This is a genomic window from Microbispora oryzae (assembly GCF_017896165.1).
Lineage (GTDB): Bacteria > Actinomycetota > Actinomycetes > Streptosporangiales > Streptosporangiaceae > Microbispora > Microbispora oryzae.
In genome coordinates this window covers 348,971-364,484 of record NZ_JAFCNB010000003.1, presented here as the reverse complement: position 1 = coordinate 364,484, position 15,514 = coordinate 348,971, and the positions used below count along the sequence as shown (strand labels likewise).

General features: G+C 74.5%; 15 protein-coding genes. 2 read left to right on the top strand and 13 right to left on the bottom strand.

Annotated elements, in window-relative coordinates; translation table 11 throughout:
• Nucleotides 1-98: 98 nt before the first annotated feature.
• The 5 genes from JOL79_RS08185 to JOL79_RS08165 form a co-directional block, all read right to left on the bottom strand.
• On the bottom strand, nucleotides 99-1,631 hold the full coding sequence (locus tag JOL79_RS08185; RefSeq protein ID WP_307848402.1) for a glycoside hydrolase family 3 protein: 1,533 nt from the start codon (nucleotides 1,629-1,631) through the stop codon (nucleotides 99-101).
• Complete coding sequence (locus JOL79_RS08180) at nucleotides 1,628-2,704, bottom strand: N-acetylglucosamine kinase (protein WP_307848401.1); 1,077 nt, start codon at nucleotides 2,702-2,704, stop codon at nucleotides 1,628-1,630. Before JOL79_RS08180 ends, JOL79_RS08185 begins: the two co-directional genes overlap by 4 nt.
• Before the next feature lie 80 nt (nucleotides 2,705-2,784).
• Complete coding sequence (locus JOL79_RS08175) at nucleotides 2,785-3,009, bottom strand: hypothetical protein (protein ID WP_210155064.1); 225 nt, start codon at nucleotides 3,007-3,009, stop codon at nucleotides 2,785-2,787.
• A gap of 111 nt (nucleotides 3,010-3,120) precedes the next feature.
• Nucleotides 3,121-3,861, bottom strand: a complete 741-nt coding sequence (locus tag JOL79_RS08170) for a YcnI family copper-binding membrane protein (RefSeq protein WP_210155063.1) — start codon at nucleotides 3,859-3,861, stop codon at nucleotides 3,121-3,123.
• A gap of 144 nt (nucleotides 3,862-4,005) precedes the next feature.
• The gene (locus JOL79_RS08165; RefSeq protein WP_210155062.1) at nucleotides 4,006-4,629 is read right to left on the bottom strand and encodes an MFS transporter; all 624 of its coding nucleotides are present in this window, start codon (nucleotides 4,627-4,629) and stop codon (nucleotides 4,006-4,008) included.
• Nucleotides 4,630-4,866: 237 nt separating this feature from the next.
• Here JOL79_RS08165 and JOL79_RS08160 point away from each other — a divergent pair, with 237 nt between their 5' ends.
• Nucleotides 4,867-6,762, top strand: a complete 1,896-nt coding sequence (locus JOL79_RS08160) for a bifunctional copper resistance protein CopD/cytochrome c oxidase assembly protein (protein ID WP_210155061.1) — start codon at nucleotides 4,867-4,869, stop codon at nucleotides 6,760-6,762.
• Here JOL79_RS08160 and JOL79_RS08155 read toward each other — a convergent pair.
• Complete coding sequence (locus tag JOL79_RS08155; RefSeq protein ID WP_210155060.1) at nucleotides 6,704-8,395, bottom strand: DEAD/DEAH box helicase; 1,692 nt, start codon at nucleotides 8,393-8,395, stop codon at nucleotides 6,704-6,706. The genes JOL79_RS08160 and JOL79_RS08155 overlap by 59 nt on opposite strands.
• 179 nt (nucleotides 8,396-8,574) lie before the next feature.
• Between JOL79_RS08155 and JOL79_RS08150 the strand changes: the two genes are divergently transcribed.
• Complete coding sequence (locus tag JOL79_RS08150; protein WP_307848399.1) at nucleotides 8,575-9,726, top strand: MFS transporter; 1,152 nt, start codon at nucleotides 8,575-8,577, stop codon at nucleotides 9,724-9,726.
• Here the strand turns inward: JOL79_RS08150 and JOL79_RS08145 are convergent.
• The 7 genes from JOL79_RS08145 to JOL79_RS08115 all read right to left on the bottom strand — a co-directional run bounded on the left by JOL79_RS08145 (nucleotide 9,712) and on the right by JOL79_RS08115 (nucleotide 15,509).
• Nucleotides 9,712-10,791 carry a GlxA family transcriptional regulator gene (locus JOL79_RS08145; RefSeq protein WP_210155059.1) on the bottom strand — a complete coding sequence of 360 codons (1,080 nt, stop codon included), beginning with the start codon at nucleotides 10,789-10,791 and terminating at the stop codon, nucleotides 9,712-9,714. The two genes, JOL79_RS08150 and JOL79_RS08145, sit on opposite strands and share 15 nt — an antisense overlap.
• Before the next feature lie 47 nt (nucleotides 10,792-10,838).
• Nucleotides 10,839-11,252: a universal stress protein gene (locus JOL79_RS08140; RefSeq protein WP_210155058.1), complete on the bottom strand. Its 414-nt coding sequence runs from the start codon at nucleotides 11,250-11,252 to the stop codon at nucleotides 10,839-10,841.
• 161 nt (nucleotides 11,253-11,413) lie between these two features.
• The gene (locus JOL79_RS08135; protein WP_210155057.1) at nucleotides 11,414-12,160 is read right to left on the bottom strand and encodes a copper homeostasis protein CutC; all 747 of its coding nucleotides are present in this window, start codon (nucleotides 12,158-12,160) and stop codon (nucleotides 11,414-11,416) included.
• Nucleotides 12,157-13,110: an asparaginase gene (locus JOL79_RS08130; RefSeq protein ID WP_307848397.1), complete on the bottom strand. Its 954-nt coding sequence runs from the start codon at nucleotides 13,108-13,110 to the stop codon at nucleotides 12,157-12,159. Before JOL79_RS08130 ends, JOL79_RS08135 begins: the two co-directional genes overlap by 4 nt.
• Complete coding sequence (locus JOL79_RS08125; protein ID WP_210155055.1) at nucleotides 13,100-13,951, bottom strand: amino acid ABC transporter permease; 852 nt, start codon at nucleotides 13,949-13,951, stop codon at nucleotides 13,100-13,102. The genes JOL79_RS08130 and JOL79_RS08125 overlap by 11 nt, the downstream gene beginning before the upstream one ends.
• Nucleotides 13,948-14,592, bottom strand: a complete 645-nt coding sequence (locus tag JOL79_RS08120; protein WP_210155054.1) for an amino acid ABC transporter permease — start codon at nucleotides 14,590-14,592, stop codon at nucleotides 13,948-13,950. Before JOL79_RS08120 ends, JOL79_RS08125 begins: the two co-directional genes overlap by 4 nt.
• A complete protein-coding gene (locus JOL79_RS08115) occupies nucleotides 14,592-15,509 on the bottom strand; it encodes a glutamate ABC transporter substrate-binding protein (protein ID WP_230984411.1) in 918 nt (305 codons plus the stop codon). The genes JOL79_RS08120 and JOL79_RS08115 overlap by 1 nt, the downstream gene beginning before the upstream one ends.
• Nucleotides 15,510-15,514 lie beyond the last annotated feature (5 nt).

Below are 15,514 nucleotides of genomic sequence, written 5' to 3'. Positions count from 1 at the left end.
TCGGGGAGGGGACGGGGGACGGGGCACGGACGGTGAGGGGCGGTGAGGGGCGGTGGGGGACGGCCGGGCTCGGGGATCGGGCGCGGGCCGGGGACGGTTCAGCCGCCGTCCCGGCCGGTCAGCCAGCGCGCGGCGGCCCGGGCGGACGCCGTCGAACCGCCATGCGTGGCGAGATAGACCCGGCCGGCCGGCGGCCCGGGGATCCCGGTCTCCACCACGACCGCGTCGGGCCGGGCCGCCAGGGCCTCGGCGAGCAGCCGCCGCATCCAGTCGTGCCGCACGGCGTCCTGTACGGCGATCACCACCGGCCGCGATGGGTCGGCCAGGCCGGGCAGCCGGTGCAGGCCGGGCTGTCCGGGCTGTCCGGGCGGCCCCGCCAGCTCGTCCTCGGCGTGGATCTCGATCCCGGTCGTGCCGGGGACGATCTCCGCGAGCGCTCCGGCGAGTCCGAGCCGCCTCGCCCGGCCCACCGCCTGGGTCTGCCCGGCCACCAGCTCGACGACGAAGGGCGCGGCGCGGATCACCGGGGGAACGGCCGATCCCGTGGCCCGCAGCGCCGCGCCCGCCGCGACCTGGCCGAGTCCCTCGTGCGGCGCCTCGCCCGGCTCGGCGAGCGCCTCCGCGCGGGCGGCGGCGTGATCGGCGTACCAGGTGGCGAGGCTCCGGACCCGTCCGGCGGCCTCCGCCAGCCGTTCCTCGGGCAGGACGCCGGCGCGGACGGCCCCCGCGATCGCGTCGCGCAGCGCGTAGACGCTCTCTCCCCGCTCGGACGACCTGCCGACGCAGACCGCGTCGACCCCCGCGGCGAGGGCCCGCACGGCGATCTCGCCCGCCGGCGCGAGGGCCGCGACCGCCCTCATCTCGATCGCGTCGGTCACCACGAGGCCGTCGAAGCCCAGCTCCTCGCGCAGCAGTCCGGTCACCACGGCCCGGCTGAGCGTGGCGGGCACGTCGTCGAGGTGGGGCACCAGCAGGTGACCGCACATCACGGCGCGGACCCCGGCGGCGACCGCCGCCCGGAACGGCGGGAGGTCTCGCCGTTCCAGCAACTCGCGGGGCGCGGACACCGTGGGCAGCGCGAGGTGGGAGTCGGTGACGGTGTCGCCGTGGCCGGGGAAGTGCTTGGCGCACGCGGCCACCCCGGCGCTCTGCAGGCCCTCGATCCAGGCCGCGGAGTGCCGGGCGACGAGCCCCGGGTCGGAGCCGAAGGACCGGACGCCGATGACCGGGTTGCGGGGGTCGGCGTTGACGTCGACCACGGGGGCGTAGTCGAGGGTGATCCCGGCGGCGGCGACCAGCCTGCCGATCCGCCGGGCGACCCCCCTGGTCAGCGACTCGTCGTCCGCGACGCCGAGGGCGAGGTTGCCGGGCCACGAGCTGCCGGTCGCGGCCTCCATCCGGGTGACCACGCCGCCCTCCTCGTCGACGGCGACGACCACGTCCGGCTTCTCCGCGCGCAGCCCGGCCACCAGCGCGGCCGTCCCCTCGGGCCCGGTGACGTTGCGGGCGAACAGCACCACGCCGCCCAGCCCGCCGGCCAGCGCGTGTCTGAGCCAGTCCGGCGGCGCGGTGCCGTCGAAGCCGGGCTGAAGCACCGTCATGGCCATGCGGTCGAGCTCGGCGCCGCTCACCCGGCCTCCCCGGCGAGTCTGCGGTGCGCGCGTTCGGCGCGCGGATCACCCGGGGGCAGCGCCGCGCGGACGGCGAGGGCCACGGCGCCCGCCGCGCCGTCGCGAGCGGAGACCCAGGCCGTGTCGTCGCCCCGCCCACCGCTGAGCCCGGCCCCCACGGGACGGGACCGGACGAGATGGGCCTGGACGAGACGGGCCAGTTCGGTCGGCTCCGTCAGCAGCGAACCGGCCAGCACCAGGGGTCCTCCGCGCCCGTCCGCGCCGGTCACGGCTCCGGCCGTACGGGAGAGCCGGCCCGCCGCGTCGCCGACGATGGCGGCGGCCACCGGATCGCCCGCGCGGGCCGCGGCGTCCACGACGGGGGCGAGGGTGCCGAGCCAGGCCGGGCCGTCCGCGGCCACCCGGCGGTACACGGCGGCCGTCAGGGCCGCCGCCAGGTTCTCCGGTCCGCCCGCCCCCGCGGAGTCCGGCCCAGGGGTCGACATGGCGTCCGGCCCAGAGCTCGGCACAGGGCTCGGCATGGCGTCCGGCACGACGGCGGCGGCGATCAGGGCGACGAGGGCCGTCGGATCGGACCGCCCGTCGAGCGCGGTCAGCGCCGCGGTGAGGCCCTGCCTGCCGAGCCAGACCCCGGAACCCTCGTCGCCGAGCAGCCAGCCGAGCCCGTCGGCCCGCCGCACGACGCGCCGATCACGGATCCGCGCCCCGACGGCCCCCGTGCCGGCCACCAGGACCGCGCCGTCGGGCGCCGCGGTGGTGCCCGTGAAGGCGACGAGCATGTCGGGGACGACGACGGGCCTGCCCATCAGCCCCGCCGCCCGCCAGGCCCGCCCGGCCGGTTCGGTCGCGGAGGCCACCCCGGCCAGCCCGAAGACCCCGCCCGCGACGCGCGCGGGGTCGACTCCGTCGAGCGCCGCGCGGAGCGCGGCCAGCAGGTTGACCGAGGGATCGGGGACGGAGACGGCGTTGGCGCCACCCGCCCGTCCCCTCGCGACGATCTCCCCCGTCTCGTCGGCGACGACGCAGCGCGTGCTGGTGCCCCCGCCGTCGATCCCGACGAACAGCGCCCTCACTACCGCCCCCAGCAGCGTAGATACCCTCCAACAACGTACAAGTGCGTGGAGAATATTTACAACGAGCGGTGCCGCCGCGGCTACTTCTTACTCTCGGACAGGTCCACCAGAGCGGTGGCGGCCCGGAAGAACTTGTTGCGGCCCAGGTCGCCGACGGTCTTGATGTTGAAGGCCTTTCTGAGCAACTCCGCGTCGCCCTCGCTGACCCCCGCGAGCGCCTGTACCGGGGCCTTGACGAGCTCGTCGAGGCTCATCCCCTCGTAGTCGCGGTCGAGCAGCTTGGCCATGTCCATCGTTACAGCCATGAGTCCCCCCGAAGCAGATGAACCCCCGATACCTTGGGAGTTCCCAGGCGGAACCGGTCCGAAGCATCCGCCACGACGGCGTCCGGACCGGAACCACCACAAAGGGGAGCATCAGCCGCGAGAGCGGCGCATTCCTCCGATTCCGATGCCCGCGCCGACGACGCCGACGGCGATGCCGATCCCGGCCAGGAGGCGGGCGGTGCCGTCGGAGCCGTTCTCCGCCTCGTTCGCCACCGCCACGGCGGGAGCGGCCGGGGCGGCCGAGGGCGAGGCGGACGCGTCGGCGTGACCACCGGCCGCGTCACCCTCACCGGCGGGGACGAGCTTGAGGGTGGGCACCGGGTGCTCGGCCTCCGACCCGTCGCTCTTGGGGGCGTCGGACCAGTTCACGACCTCGCCGTTCGAGTACGTCTGGACCGTGGGGAACTGCAGGGAGCCGACGCTCTTCGGCAGCGGCCCGACCGACGCCTCGAACTCCTGGAACTGCCCCGGATCGATCTTGCCTCCGGACCAGGTGATCTTGAGCACGGCCTCGGTGATCTTGTCGCCGGCGTCGTCGACGACCGGCGCGGGCAGCTTGCCCCGCGTGAGCTTCACGTCCCAGCCCGGGACCGGCCGGACCGAGACGAACGGCAGCGGATGGTCGGTGGGGAAGGTCACCTCGACCTTGGTGGTCGAGTCCTTGTCGCGCTCGTTGGGGACACGGAACGCGATCTTCGTCCAGCCGCCCTGCTCCGCGGTGCCGGGGTTGATCGTCACGTGCGCGAGCGCGGGCAGGGCCAAGCCGATGGTCAGCGCGAGGGCGCCGGCCGTGACGGCCGCGGCGCGGCGGGTGATGGCGGAAAGTGCCATGGGGGTTCTCCAGTTGTCATTTTCGAATGCCGGAATCACGCGCGCGGCGGCGCGCCGGGACCGCTCCTGCCGGTGAACGGGCAGGCAGGGACACGGCGCGGACGGCGTCCCGGTCAGGGACGCGCGAAACCCGCGCGCGGGGGATCAGAAAACGAGGAGAACCGGAGGCCCGCGCCGGACGATCGCGTGCCGCAGGGTGAGCCACCGCCGCGGACGGGCGGAGCGCCGCCGCCGGGGCGACGGCCGGACGGGCGCCTGCACCGGGGTGCCGAGCAGGGCGAACATCGGCGCGAGACGGCGCAGCGCGCTCGCGCCGATCCGGCGCAGGATCGACCAGACCGCCGCCTCGCCGCGCGCCAGCCACCAGCCGGTGATCAGCGCCGCCGTGAGGTGGGCGACCAGCATCATGGTCTGGACGCCCAGGCCGTGTCCGTGGGCCTGGGCGAGCGTGACCTGGACGCCCGGACCCCGATGGTGGACGTGGGCGCTCTCCGTCAGGGAGCCGTACCCCGATGGAGGACCGACCGGGCCGAGCAGCCGGTGCAGGAAGAGCTGAGCGGCGCCGAGCAGCCCCATGACCACCACGGGAGACCGCTCCCGGCCGGCCAGCGCCGTCGCGCCCGCCAGGACGGTCAGCCCGCCCACCAGGAGGACACGCGGAGTGGGGCCGGCGCCCCCGGCGAAACGGTGCGCGCCCACGGCGAGGAGCACGCAGACGACCGAGAACACGACCGACCGCGCGATCCGTAAGGAAAGGTCGGCGCGCATGACGCCCGGATTATGACACACAACCGCGATCTGCGGAGGAGGGGCGGCGCATGGCTGTGGGCCGGCCGAGGTGAGACGTTCACGCCGGTTCAGACGCTTTCAAGCCGGCCCTCGCCGGGTGTGGTGCCGTGAACAGACGTGTCGGCATACTCGTCTGGCACAGAGATCGCCGAGGCGAGGTAGCCGACGATGACATCCCCCCAGCGGACCGACCCTCCCCGTCGTGGGATCGGAGCCGTGTCCGCCGCGTCGCTCGCCACCGCGGCCGGCGTGCTTCTGATCGCCCTGTGGTTCGGCGGAGGCAGGCCGCGGCCCGACATCCCCGGTCTGCCCTCCCCGGGCCCGCTCACCACATGGGGCCTGCCGGTGGTCCGCCTGGTCCACGACGTGTGCGCGGTCGTCACCGTGGGCATCCTGCTCGCGGCCGTGCTGCTGGCTGGGGACGGCGCCGCCCGTACGGCGCGGATCGTCCGTGCGGCCGGGCCCTGGGCACTGGCCTGGGCGGCGAGCGCGGCGGCCACCGTGCTGCTGACACTGTCGGACTTCCTCGGGCTTCCCGTCGCCGACGCGCTGCGTTCGGGCGTGCTGCCGACGTTCCTGTTCCACATTCCCCAGGGCCAGGCGTTCCTGCTCGTCACCGTGGTCGCGCTGGAGGTCTGCTGCGGGGCGTTCCTCCCGCTGCCTCCCTGGAGCCGGGTGCCGCTCGCGGCGCTCGCCGTGTTCGCGGTGCTGCCGCCCGCGTACGCCGGCCACTCGGCCTCCGCCGCCGACCACAACCTGGCGATCTCCAGCCTGATGGTGCACGTGGTGGCGGTGACCCTCTGGGTGGGCGGGCTCGCCGGGCTCGCGGCGTTCCTGCGCCACGCCGCCGAGCCCGCCGCGGCGGTCCGGCGGTTCAGCACGCTGGCGCTGTGCTGCTTCGTCGCCGCGGGCTTCTCCGGCCTGATCAACGCCTGGATCCGGCTCGGCACCCCCAGCCAGCTCTGGGAGTCGCGCTACGGCCTGCTCGTGCTGGCCAAGGTGGCCGCGCTGGCCGCACTCGGCTGGTTCGGCCTGCGGCACCGCCGCACCACGATCACGGCTCTCGACGCGGGCGGATCGACGGGGCCCTTCCTCCGGCTGGCGGCCGGTGAGATCGCGGTGATGCTCGGCACGATCGGTCTCGCCGTCGGCCTGTCGCGCACCCCTCCCCCGCCCTCCGCGGGCGCGGGGGAGCACCAGCACGACGCGCTGGGATACGCCCTGCCCCCGTTCGACGCCGGGCGCCTGTTCGCGGAGATCCGGCTGGACCCGATCCCCCTGCTGGCCCTCGCCGGTCTCGCGGCCGTCTATCTCACCGGGGTGCGCCGCCTCGCCGGGCGGGGGGATGCGTGGCCGCTCCCGCGGACGGCGTCGTGGTTCGGCGGGCTCGTCGTGCTCGGCTACGCCACGCTGGGAGGGCCGGCCGTCTACGGGCCGGCGATCCTCTCCGTCCACGCGGCGCAGTACGCGCTGCTGGGCACGGCCGGGCCGGCTCTGCTCGCGCTGGGCGCCCCGCTCACCCTGCTCCGGCGGGCCGCGCCCGGCGCGACCTGGACGGAGAGCCCAGTGGCGCGCGCGCTCACCCGCCCGTGGGTCCCGCCGGTGCTGTACGTGGCGCCCTACCTGGCGCTCTACGCCACCGGCCTGTTCGAGGCGGCGCAGGCCGGGCTCGCCGTGCGGCTGGCCCTCCAGGCCGTGGCCGTCGCGACGGGCGCGCTCCTGTTCTGCGTGGCGGCCGGCGTCGACCCGCTGCCCCGGGCGATCCATCCCTCGGTCAGGGCCGCGATGCTCGCGGGCGCCGTCGCCGGGCAGGCCGCGACCGCGCTGATCCTGCTGACCGGGCCGTCGCCGGCGCCGGGCTGGTACGCGACGCTGGCGCTGCCCTGGGCGCCCGATCGCGCGGCCGACCAGCGCCTGGCCGCGCTGCTCGGCCCCGGCCTCGCCCTGGTGACGCTCCTGCTCCTGCTCGTGTCGCTCATGGCCAGGTGGCGGAGCGCCCGCCGCCGGTTGGGCGCGACCGGCCGGGACGACGGCGGGCCCGGCGGCGAGGGGGTCAGCGGCGGCGGGGAGCCTCGTCCCGATCCAGGCGCACCATCGGCTTCTTCCCCTTGATCGTGGTCTTCCGCAGCGCGTAGATGACCTCCTGCGCCGCGTCCTCGGGGATCTCCACCAGGGAGAACCGGTCGGCGATCTCGATCGAGCCGATGTCGCGGCCCCCGACCGTGGTCTCCCCGGTGATGGCGCCGACGATGTCCTGCGGGCGGACGCCCGCGCTGCGTCCGGCGCCGACGAAGATCCTGGTCATGCCGCCCGCGTGCCGCCGGGCACGGCGCTCCTCCCGGCCGGGCCCGTCACGGCGGGCCCGGTCACGCCGCTCCGGCCGCGGCTCGACGTCGGGGATCTCCTCCTCGTCGGCTGCGGCCCCGGTCGACTCGTGGGCCAGCTTCACCGCCGCGAGCGCGATGTCCATGAGGTCGAACTCGTCGGTGAGCGTCTCGACCACCACGCGGAAGCGGTCGAGATCGCCGTCTTCCATCATGCTCTCCTCGAGAGCGGCCCGCGTCAGCTCCAGCCGCCTGGCCCGCAGGTCGGCGACCGTCGGCACCTTCTCGACGGTGATGCGGCTGCGCGTCACCCGCTCGATCGTCTTCAGCATCCGGTGCTCACGCGGCTCGGCGAGGGTGATGGCCACGCCCTCGCGGCCGGCCCGGCCCACCCGCCCGATCCGGTGCACGTACGACTCCGGAGCCGAGGGCACGTCGTAGTTGATGACGTGGCTGAGCTGCTCGATGTCGAGACCGCGGGCCGCGACGTCGGTGGCGACCAGCAGGTCGGCCGTGCCCGCGCGCAGCCGGTTCATCACGCGGTCGCGCTGCTCCTGGCCCATCCCGCCGTGCAGGGCCTCCGCCCGGTAGCCGCGGCCGTTCATGGTCTCGGTGAGCTGATCGACCTCCTCCCGGGTGCGGCAGAAGACGATCGCGGCGGTGGGCGCCTCGACGTCGAGCACCCGGCCGAGGGCGGCGGGCTTGTGCGACCGGGAGACGATGTACGCGCTCTGCCGCACCCGGGGGGCCTCCCCGGCCGCCGGGGCCTCCCGCTCGATCCTGATGCGGACGGGCTCGCGCAGGTGGCTGCGGGCCATGCCGTCGATGCGCGGCGGCATGGTGGCGGAGAACAGGACGGTCTGCCGCTCCTCCGGGGTGTCCTGGAGGATCGCGTCGATGTCGTCGGCGAAGCCCATGTCGAGCATCTCGTCGGCCTCGTCGAGGACGACGATCCGGATGCCCTTCAGGGAGAGGGTGCCCCTGCCGATGTGGTCGAGGGCCCGGCCGGGGGTGGCCACGACGACGTCGACGCCACGCTCCAGCTCCCGCAACTGCCGCCCGATCGGCTGCCCGCCGTAGATCGGGAGCACCCGCGCGCCGAGGTCGCGGCCGTACTTGTGCATCGCCTCCGACACCTGGACGGCCAGCTCCCGGGTCGGCACCAGCACGAGCGCGAACGGCTCGTTGCCCCGCTCGCCGTCGTCAAGCCGCTGGAGCACCGGAAGGGCGAAGGCCGCGGTCTTCCCGGTGCCGGTCGCGGCCTGGCCAAGCAGGTCGCGGCCATCGAGCAGAGGCGGGATCGACTCACGCTGGATCGGGGTCGGTTCCTCGTATCCCAGGTCCGTCAGCGCCTTGAGCAGTTCGGGACGCAACCGGAGATCAGCGAAGCCGGGCATGTCATTGGTCTCGGCTGCGTCCATGTCAGAGCTCCTCAGGGGGCGGATGTGCACGGGATGACATTACGGTCTCCCGGGCGGTACCCCGAACTCGGCACGTGCCACCTGTGGACAACCGCCGTTCCCCGGCCCGGCCGGGAGACCCCCGTCCAGAGCGGTCCGGGGGCGTCTGTGACGTCCAGCCAACAGAGTAGCGTGAGGCGGTGGATCATCACGTGCCGCCGCGGGCCAGGACCGCCGTCGCCGCCACGTTCGCCCTGCACGGAGCGGTCGCCGGCAGCTTCGCCACGCGCATCCCCTGGATCCAGGATCATCTGGGCGTGGGCCCGGGAGGGCTCGGCCTGGCCCTGCTCGCCCCCGCCGTCGGATCTCTGCTGGCCATGCCGACGGCGGGCCGTATCACGCATCGTTTCGGCGGCCGGGTCGTCACCAGGTGGCTCATCGCGCTGTGGTGCGCGATGCTCGCCTTCCCCGCGCTCGCGCCGGGACTGCCCGCGCTGTTCGCCGTTCTGCTCCTGTACGGCGCGGTGGCCGGGATGTGCGACGTCGCGATGAACGCCCAGGGCGTCGTGGTGGAACAGCGGCTCGGCCGGTCGATCATGTCGGGTCTGCACGGCATGTGGAGCGTCGGCGGGCTGGCCGGCGGCACGGCCGGGATCGTCGCGGCCCACGCCGGCGTCGACGCGCGGCTCCACCTGGCGGCGATGGCGGTCGTGCTGCTCGGGGTGAGCCTGGCCGTCGGGCCGCTGCTGCTCGACGTGCGGCCCGAGGCCGGGCAGAGCGCTCCGGCCCACTTCGTCCTGCCGGCGCGCGGCGTCCTGCTCATCGGGTTCCTCGGCTTCTGCGGCATCTTCGGCGAAGCGGCCAGCCAGGACTGGAGCGCCGTCTATCTCGACCGGGTGACCGGCGCGTCCCCCGCCGTGGCCGCCGCCAGCTACACGGCGTTCGCATGCATGATGGCGGCCGGCCGCCTGTGCGGCGACGTGGTCGTCCGGCGGATCGGCCCTGTCGCTGCGGTGCGGTCCGGCGGTGCGCTGGCCTCGCTGGGCGGCGTGCTGGTGGTGGCCTCCCGCACTCCGGCGCCCGCCGTCACGGGATTCATGCTGATCGGGCTCGGCATCTCCGTGGTGATCCCGCTGGTCTTCGCCGCGGCGGGAAACGTGGGCCGGACCCCCAGCGAGGGAGTGGCCGGCGCCGCCACCGTCAGCTACGCCTCGGGCTTCGTCGCGCCCAGCCTGATCGGCTGGATCGGGGATGTCTTCACCCTGCCGTTCTCGTTCGGCCTGGTCACCGTGCTGATGGTGGCGGTGATGCTCGGCGCGGGCACGCTCGCGCCGCGCCTAGGCCGGGGATGAGCCGGCGGCGTCGCCCACTAGCAGTGCGTCGCGGCCGGCGGCGCCGGGCCGGGGCCCGTCCCAGCCCGCGCCGACTCCGGTGGTGCGGAACCGCGCGCGGTAGGCGGCCGGCGGCACGCCGAGCTCACGGAGGAACGCCCGCCGCAGCGTCTCCGGAGACCCGAAACCGGCACGTCTGGCCACCGCGTCCAGGGGGTCGTCCCCCGACTCCAGCATGGACCTGGCGGTCTCCACGCGGACCAGCTCTACGTACCGGGCCAGGGTCGTGCCCGTCTCCCGGCGGAACAACCGGGTCAGCTGGCGGACGCTCAGCCCGGCGCGGGCCGCCGCCGCGGCCAGCCCGTGGTCGGCGGCCGGGTCGACCGCCACCGCGTCGAGCACCGACCGCACGGTCCTGTCCCGCGTGCCGCCCGCGCTCAGCCGCGCGCTGAACTGCGACTGGCCCCCGGGCCGCTGCATGAAGACCACGAGGTGCCGGGCGACCGTGCGGGCCAGACCGGCGCCGTGATCCTCCTCGATCAGGCCGAGGGCGAGGTCGATCCCCGCGGTGACCCCGGCCGAGGTGATGATCCGGCCGTCCCGGACGAAGATGGCGTCCGGATCGACCGCCACGCGCGGATACGACCGCGCCAGCCGGTCGGCCAGGTGCCAGTGCGTGGCCGCGCGGTGCCCGTCGAGGATCCCGGCGGCGGCCAGGACGAAGGCGCCCGCGCAGACGGAGGCGGTGCACCCGGCCTGCCCCGACAGCCGGGCGACCTGGTCGAGCAGCGGACGGTTCCGCTCCGTGGCCGCCACGTCCGGGCTGCCCGGCACGAGGAGCACGTCCGGCGCCTCCGGGGCCGGTTCCCGCAGGGCCAGGTCCTCCAGGGCCAGGTCGGCGCCCATCCGGACGCCTCCACTTGTGGTGATGTCCCGGCCGCCGGGGGAGGCGGTGCGCAGCCGGTAGGCCGCGCCGTGCTCGTTGGCAACGGTGAACGCCTCAAGGGGGCCGGACACGTCAAGCAGGCGCACCCCGTCGTAAACGACGACGACCACGCAGCGACCGGGCCCCTTGAGGATGGTCATGCGTTCAGTCTGCGTCACTCCGGCCCCCTCCATGCGAGCGCCCCCGATCAGAGCACGAGCAGCAGCGAGGACGGCGTGTGCAGCGCGACCTCGTGGCTGACGCTGGATCCCAGCAGGGCTCCGATCCTGCCGTGATGACGGGGACCGAGCACGACGAGGTCGGCGCCGAACTCCCTGGCGCTGTCGAGCACGGCGTCCGGGACTCCCTCGTGGAGCACCTCGACGACCTCGCCGTCCGCCTTGATCCCCTCCTCCCGCAGCCGGGCGAGGGCCCGGTCGACGACCGCCTGCGCGGTCTCGTGGTCCTCCAGCGCGACCACCTGGTCGTACACGACCCCGGACTCCTCGGCGTGGAGCACGTGGACGGCCGCCCCGGTGAGCCGGGCGAGATCGGTGACGGTCTCGATGACGCGCCCGGCCCGGTCGGACCGGTCGATCGCGGCGAGAATACGGGTGTACATACGAACTCCTCCAGCTTGGCCGACATTCACCTCAGCGCGTCCGCGCCGGGATCCATCGCGACCGTTCGGGACATCCGTCCCTCGATTCCGGCCATACCCGCAGAGCGGACGGCGCCCAGTCTCCGTCATCGGCCCGGCCCGCAGGTGACCGGCCCGGCCCGTCAGCCGCCGGCGGCGGCGATGACCCCGGAGATCAGCCCGGGCGACGTGACCCGGCGGACGAACTCCGACTGGCGCAGCTCGCCGCCCATGTACGGATGAGGGTTGCGGTGCACCGCCGGGCTTGGCTCGTCGACGAGGGCCGCGAAGTGGATCTCCTTCGCGCCGGTGGCCTCGACCACCCTGGCGACGTTCCTGGGGGTGATGCCGCCGCCCGGCATGATCACGAGGCGGTCTCCGGCCCGCTCGACCAGCGAGGCGATCAGCGGCGCCCCCTCCAGGGCGGTGCTGTCCTGCCCGGAGGTGAGCACCCGGTCCACGCCGAGGCCGGCCAGCGTCTCCAGCGCGCCGAACGGGTCGGCGGCCATGTCGAAGGCGCGGTGGAAGGTGACCGGCAGCCCCTCGGCGGCGCCGATGAGCCGCTTGGCGACCTCCTCGTCCACCTCTCCCCCGGAGGTCAGGGCGCCGATCACCACGCCGTGCGCGCCGGCCTCGCGGACCGCCGCGACGTCGCGCTCCATGGCGGCGATCTCGTGCCGGTCGAAGACGAAGTCGCCACCCCTGGGCCTGATGATGACGTGCACCCGGATCGACGAGACCGCCTCCAGCGTCGCCTCGACCGTGCCGAGCGTGGGCGTCAGGCCGCCCTCGAACAGCGCGGCGCACAGCTCGACCCGGTGCGCTCCCGCCTGTTCGGCGGCCAGGGCCCCGGCCGTGCTGTCGATGCAGATCTCATAGGTCAGGCTCATCGCTCCCCCAATGCGTGGATCTCCCCGACGGGGACTCCCCCGCCGAGCACAGGTACCGTCAGGAACTCCTCGGCGCCCGTGACGTCTCCCCCGGCCGCGCGGAGCGCGGCGAGCGCCACGGCGGTGGTCGCCCGCGGGCTGCCGTCGATCACCTTCACCGCGGCGGCGTGTCCCGAGGCGAGTGCGACCACGAGCACGCCCTCGGCGCCTCCCTTGACCACGGCCCCCGGCAACGCCCGCATGAGCCGGGTGTTGACGTGGCCGGTCCCGCCGACGTACTCGGGATGCGCCCGCATGGCGTCGGCCACGGCGCGCTCCGCCGATCCGGGCGGCGCGACGACGAGGGCCCGTACGGCGCGGGCCAGGCCCGCGAGGGACACGCCGAACAGGGGCGCGCCGCAGCCGTCGACGGCGACGTGGGCGGCCTTCTCGCCCGCCAGGTCCTCCACCGCGGCCCGGACCCGCCGCTGCACCGGGTGGGCGGGGTCGAGGTAGGTGCCGGTGGGCAGGCCGGACGCCACGGCGGCGGCGAGCATGGCGGCGTGCTTGCCGGAGCAGTTCATCCGCTCACGGGACGGGCCCAGGCCGGCCCGGATCATGGCGTGCCTGGCCGCCTCGTCTTCCGGCCAGTCGGGCGGGCAGCCGAGCGCGCCGGCGCCCAGACCGGCGGCCGCGAGCATGTCGTTCACCAGCCGGACGTGGACGTCCTCGCCGGTGTGGCTCCCGGCGGCGATGGCAAGGCTCGGGCCCTCCAGCGGCGCGCCGGCGAGCAGGCAGGCGAGCGCCTGGAACGGCTTCGCCGAAGAACGGGGCAGCACGGGCGCGGAGACGGGGCCCCGGGCCACGGCGACGCGTCCGTCCGGCGCGAGCGCGACCGCGCTGCCGAAGTGGACGCTCTCCACGAAGCCCGATCGAACGACTTCGGCGAGCGGGACGAGATCAGCCGGCACCGGGGATCCTCCTGCGGGGCTGGCGCGCCTCAAGGGCGCGGGCGAGCTTGGACAGCGACGCGTTGACCACGAGGTAGATCAGCGCCACGACGATGTAGGTCTGGATGAGCAGGCCGTTGTAGTTGGCCAGGACCTTGCCGCTGTAGAGCAGCTCGGCGTAGCTGACGACGAACCCGAGCGAGGTGTCCTTCAGCAGGCCCACCGACTGGCTGACGATCGACGGCAGCACCCGGCGCGCGGCCTGCGGCAGCACGACCAGGCGCAGCGACTGGCCGTGGGTCAGCCCGAGCGCGACGGCGGCCTCTCCCTGGCCCCGTTCGACCGACAGCACGCCGGCCCGGAAGATCTCCGCGAAGCCGGCGGCGTTCGACACGGCCAGCGGCACCACGAGCTTCCACAGCAGCGGCAGGTCGAGGCCGTACCGCGGCAGCGCGAACAGCACGATGTAGACAAGCAGGAGCGCGGGGATCGTCCGGACCACCTCGACGTACGCCGCGGCGGGCAGGCGGAGCGGGCGGCGGCGCGACAGCCGTCCGAGCGCGAGCGCGAGGCCGGCCGCCATGGCCAGCGCGGCGGAGACGACGGCGGCGAGCGCGGTCGACCGGAGCCCGCCGAGCAGGTAACGCCACATCGGCCAGGTCGCGTACGGCTGCCAGCGGGCGGCGGCGAGCTGTCCGTTGGCCGCGAACTGGCGGACGGCGAGCGCCAGCAGGGCGAGCGCCACGACGGTCCCGGCCACGGTCGCCACCGTGATCCTGCGGCGGGCCCGGGGGCCGGGCTCGTCGAACAGCAGCGTGCTCGCCGGGCCGGAGGACCGGCGGCGAGCCGGCGGGGCGGTCACCGCGCCACCGCCAGACGCCGCTCCAGCCTGCCGGTGACGAGGCCCGCGACGGCCGCGACGGCGGCGTACGCCAGCCCGGCCCCCACGAAGATCGGGATGGGCTGGGCCTCCACCAGGTTGACCCGGTTCGCCGCGGCGGTGAGGTCGACGACGCCGACGGCCGCGACGAGCGAGGTGTTCATGGTCAGCGCGATGAAGATGTTGCCGATCGGCTGGACGACGGTGCGCAGCGCCTGCGGGAGCACGACGTGGCGCAGCGACTGGCCGAACGTCAGGCCGAGCGCCCGGGCCGCCTCGCCCTGCCCCTTGGCGATGGCGTTCACCCCGGAGCGCAGCGCCTCGGCGATGTACGCGCCCTCGTAGAGCGCGATCACCACCATGGACGTGGCCAGCAGGCCCGCCTTGATCCCGATCTCGGGCAGCCCGAAGACGGCCAGCACCAGCAGCACCAGCAGCGGCAGGTTCTGGAACGTCTCCACATAGCCCGTGCCGATCGCGCGCAGGACGGGCACCGGGCCCACCCTCATCGCGGTGATCGCGAGCCCGACGACCACGGCGCCGGCGAACGACGCCGCGGTCAGCTCCAGCGTGACGAGGAGCCCCTGCCAGAACTCGGGCAGGTGATCGAGGATCGGGGACATCAGGAGCCCGGCACCGACCCGATCGCCGGCGGGGTCGGAGCGGCGCCCTGGACGACCGTGCCGAGGGAGTTCTGCCAGATCTTCTGCCACACGCCCTGGCTCTGGATCTTGGTCAGCCAGTCATTCACGAACTTCTTGAACTGGTCGTCCCCGTGCGGGAGCCCGATGCCGTACGGGTCGGTGGTGAACGGGCTGCCCACGACCTGGATGGACGGGTCCTTCTTCGCGTCGGCCACCAGCAGCGTCTCGTCCTGCACGTACGCGACGCCGCGGTCCTGCTTGAGCGCCTGGACGCACTCGGGGTCGCCGCCGAACGTGATGATCTTCGCCTGCGGCGCGAGCTTCTGGATCTCCGGGATCGCGGGGGTGTTGGCCCCGGCGATGACGGTCTTGCCGTTCAGGTCCTGGGGCGACGAGATGCCCGTCGTCCCCTTCTTCACCGCGATGGTCAGGCCCGAGGAGTAGTACGGCCCGGCGAAGGCGACCTGCTTCGCCCGCTCCGGAGTGATCGTGTAGGTCTGGAAGACCACGTCGACCGTGCCGTTGCTCAGCAGCGCCTCACGGGTCTCCGAGGCCGAGTTGACGATCTTCACCTTCGGCTTCCCGATGATGTACGTGGCCAGGGCCTTGCCGAGATCGGCGTCGAAGCCCTCCACCTCGCCGGTCGCCGGGTTCTGCTGCGAGAGCAGCGGCGCGTCGAGCGAGCCGCCGACGATCAGCTCCCCACGCTTCTTGATCTTCTCCATCGTCGAGCCGGGCAGGATGTCGGCGGCCGTCGCCACCGGCGCCGAGGCGAGCACATCACCGCCGCCGCCGCTCGCCGCGCCGGGGACGGCGGAGGAGCCCGCCGAGTCGGTGCCGGAACAGGCCGAAAGGCCCAACACAGACATGGCGGCGACAGCGGCCACCCGCTTCATGGACA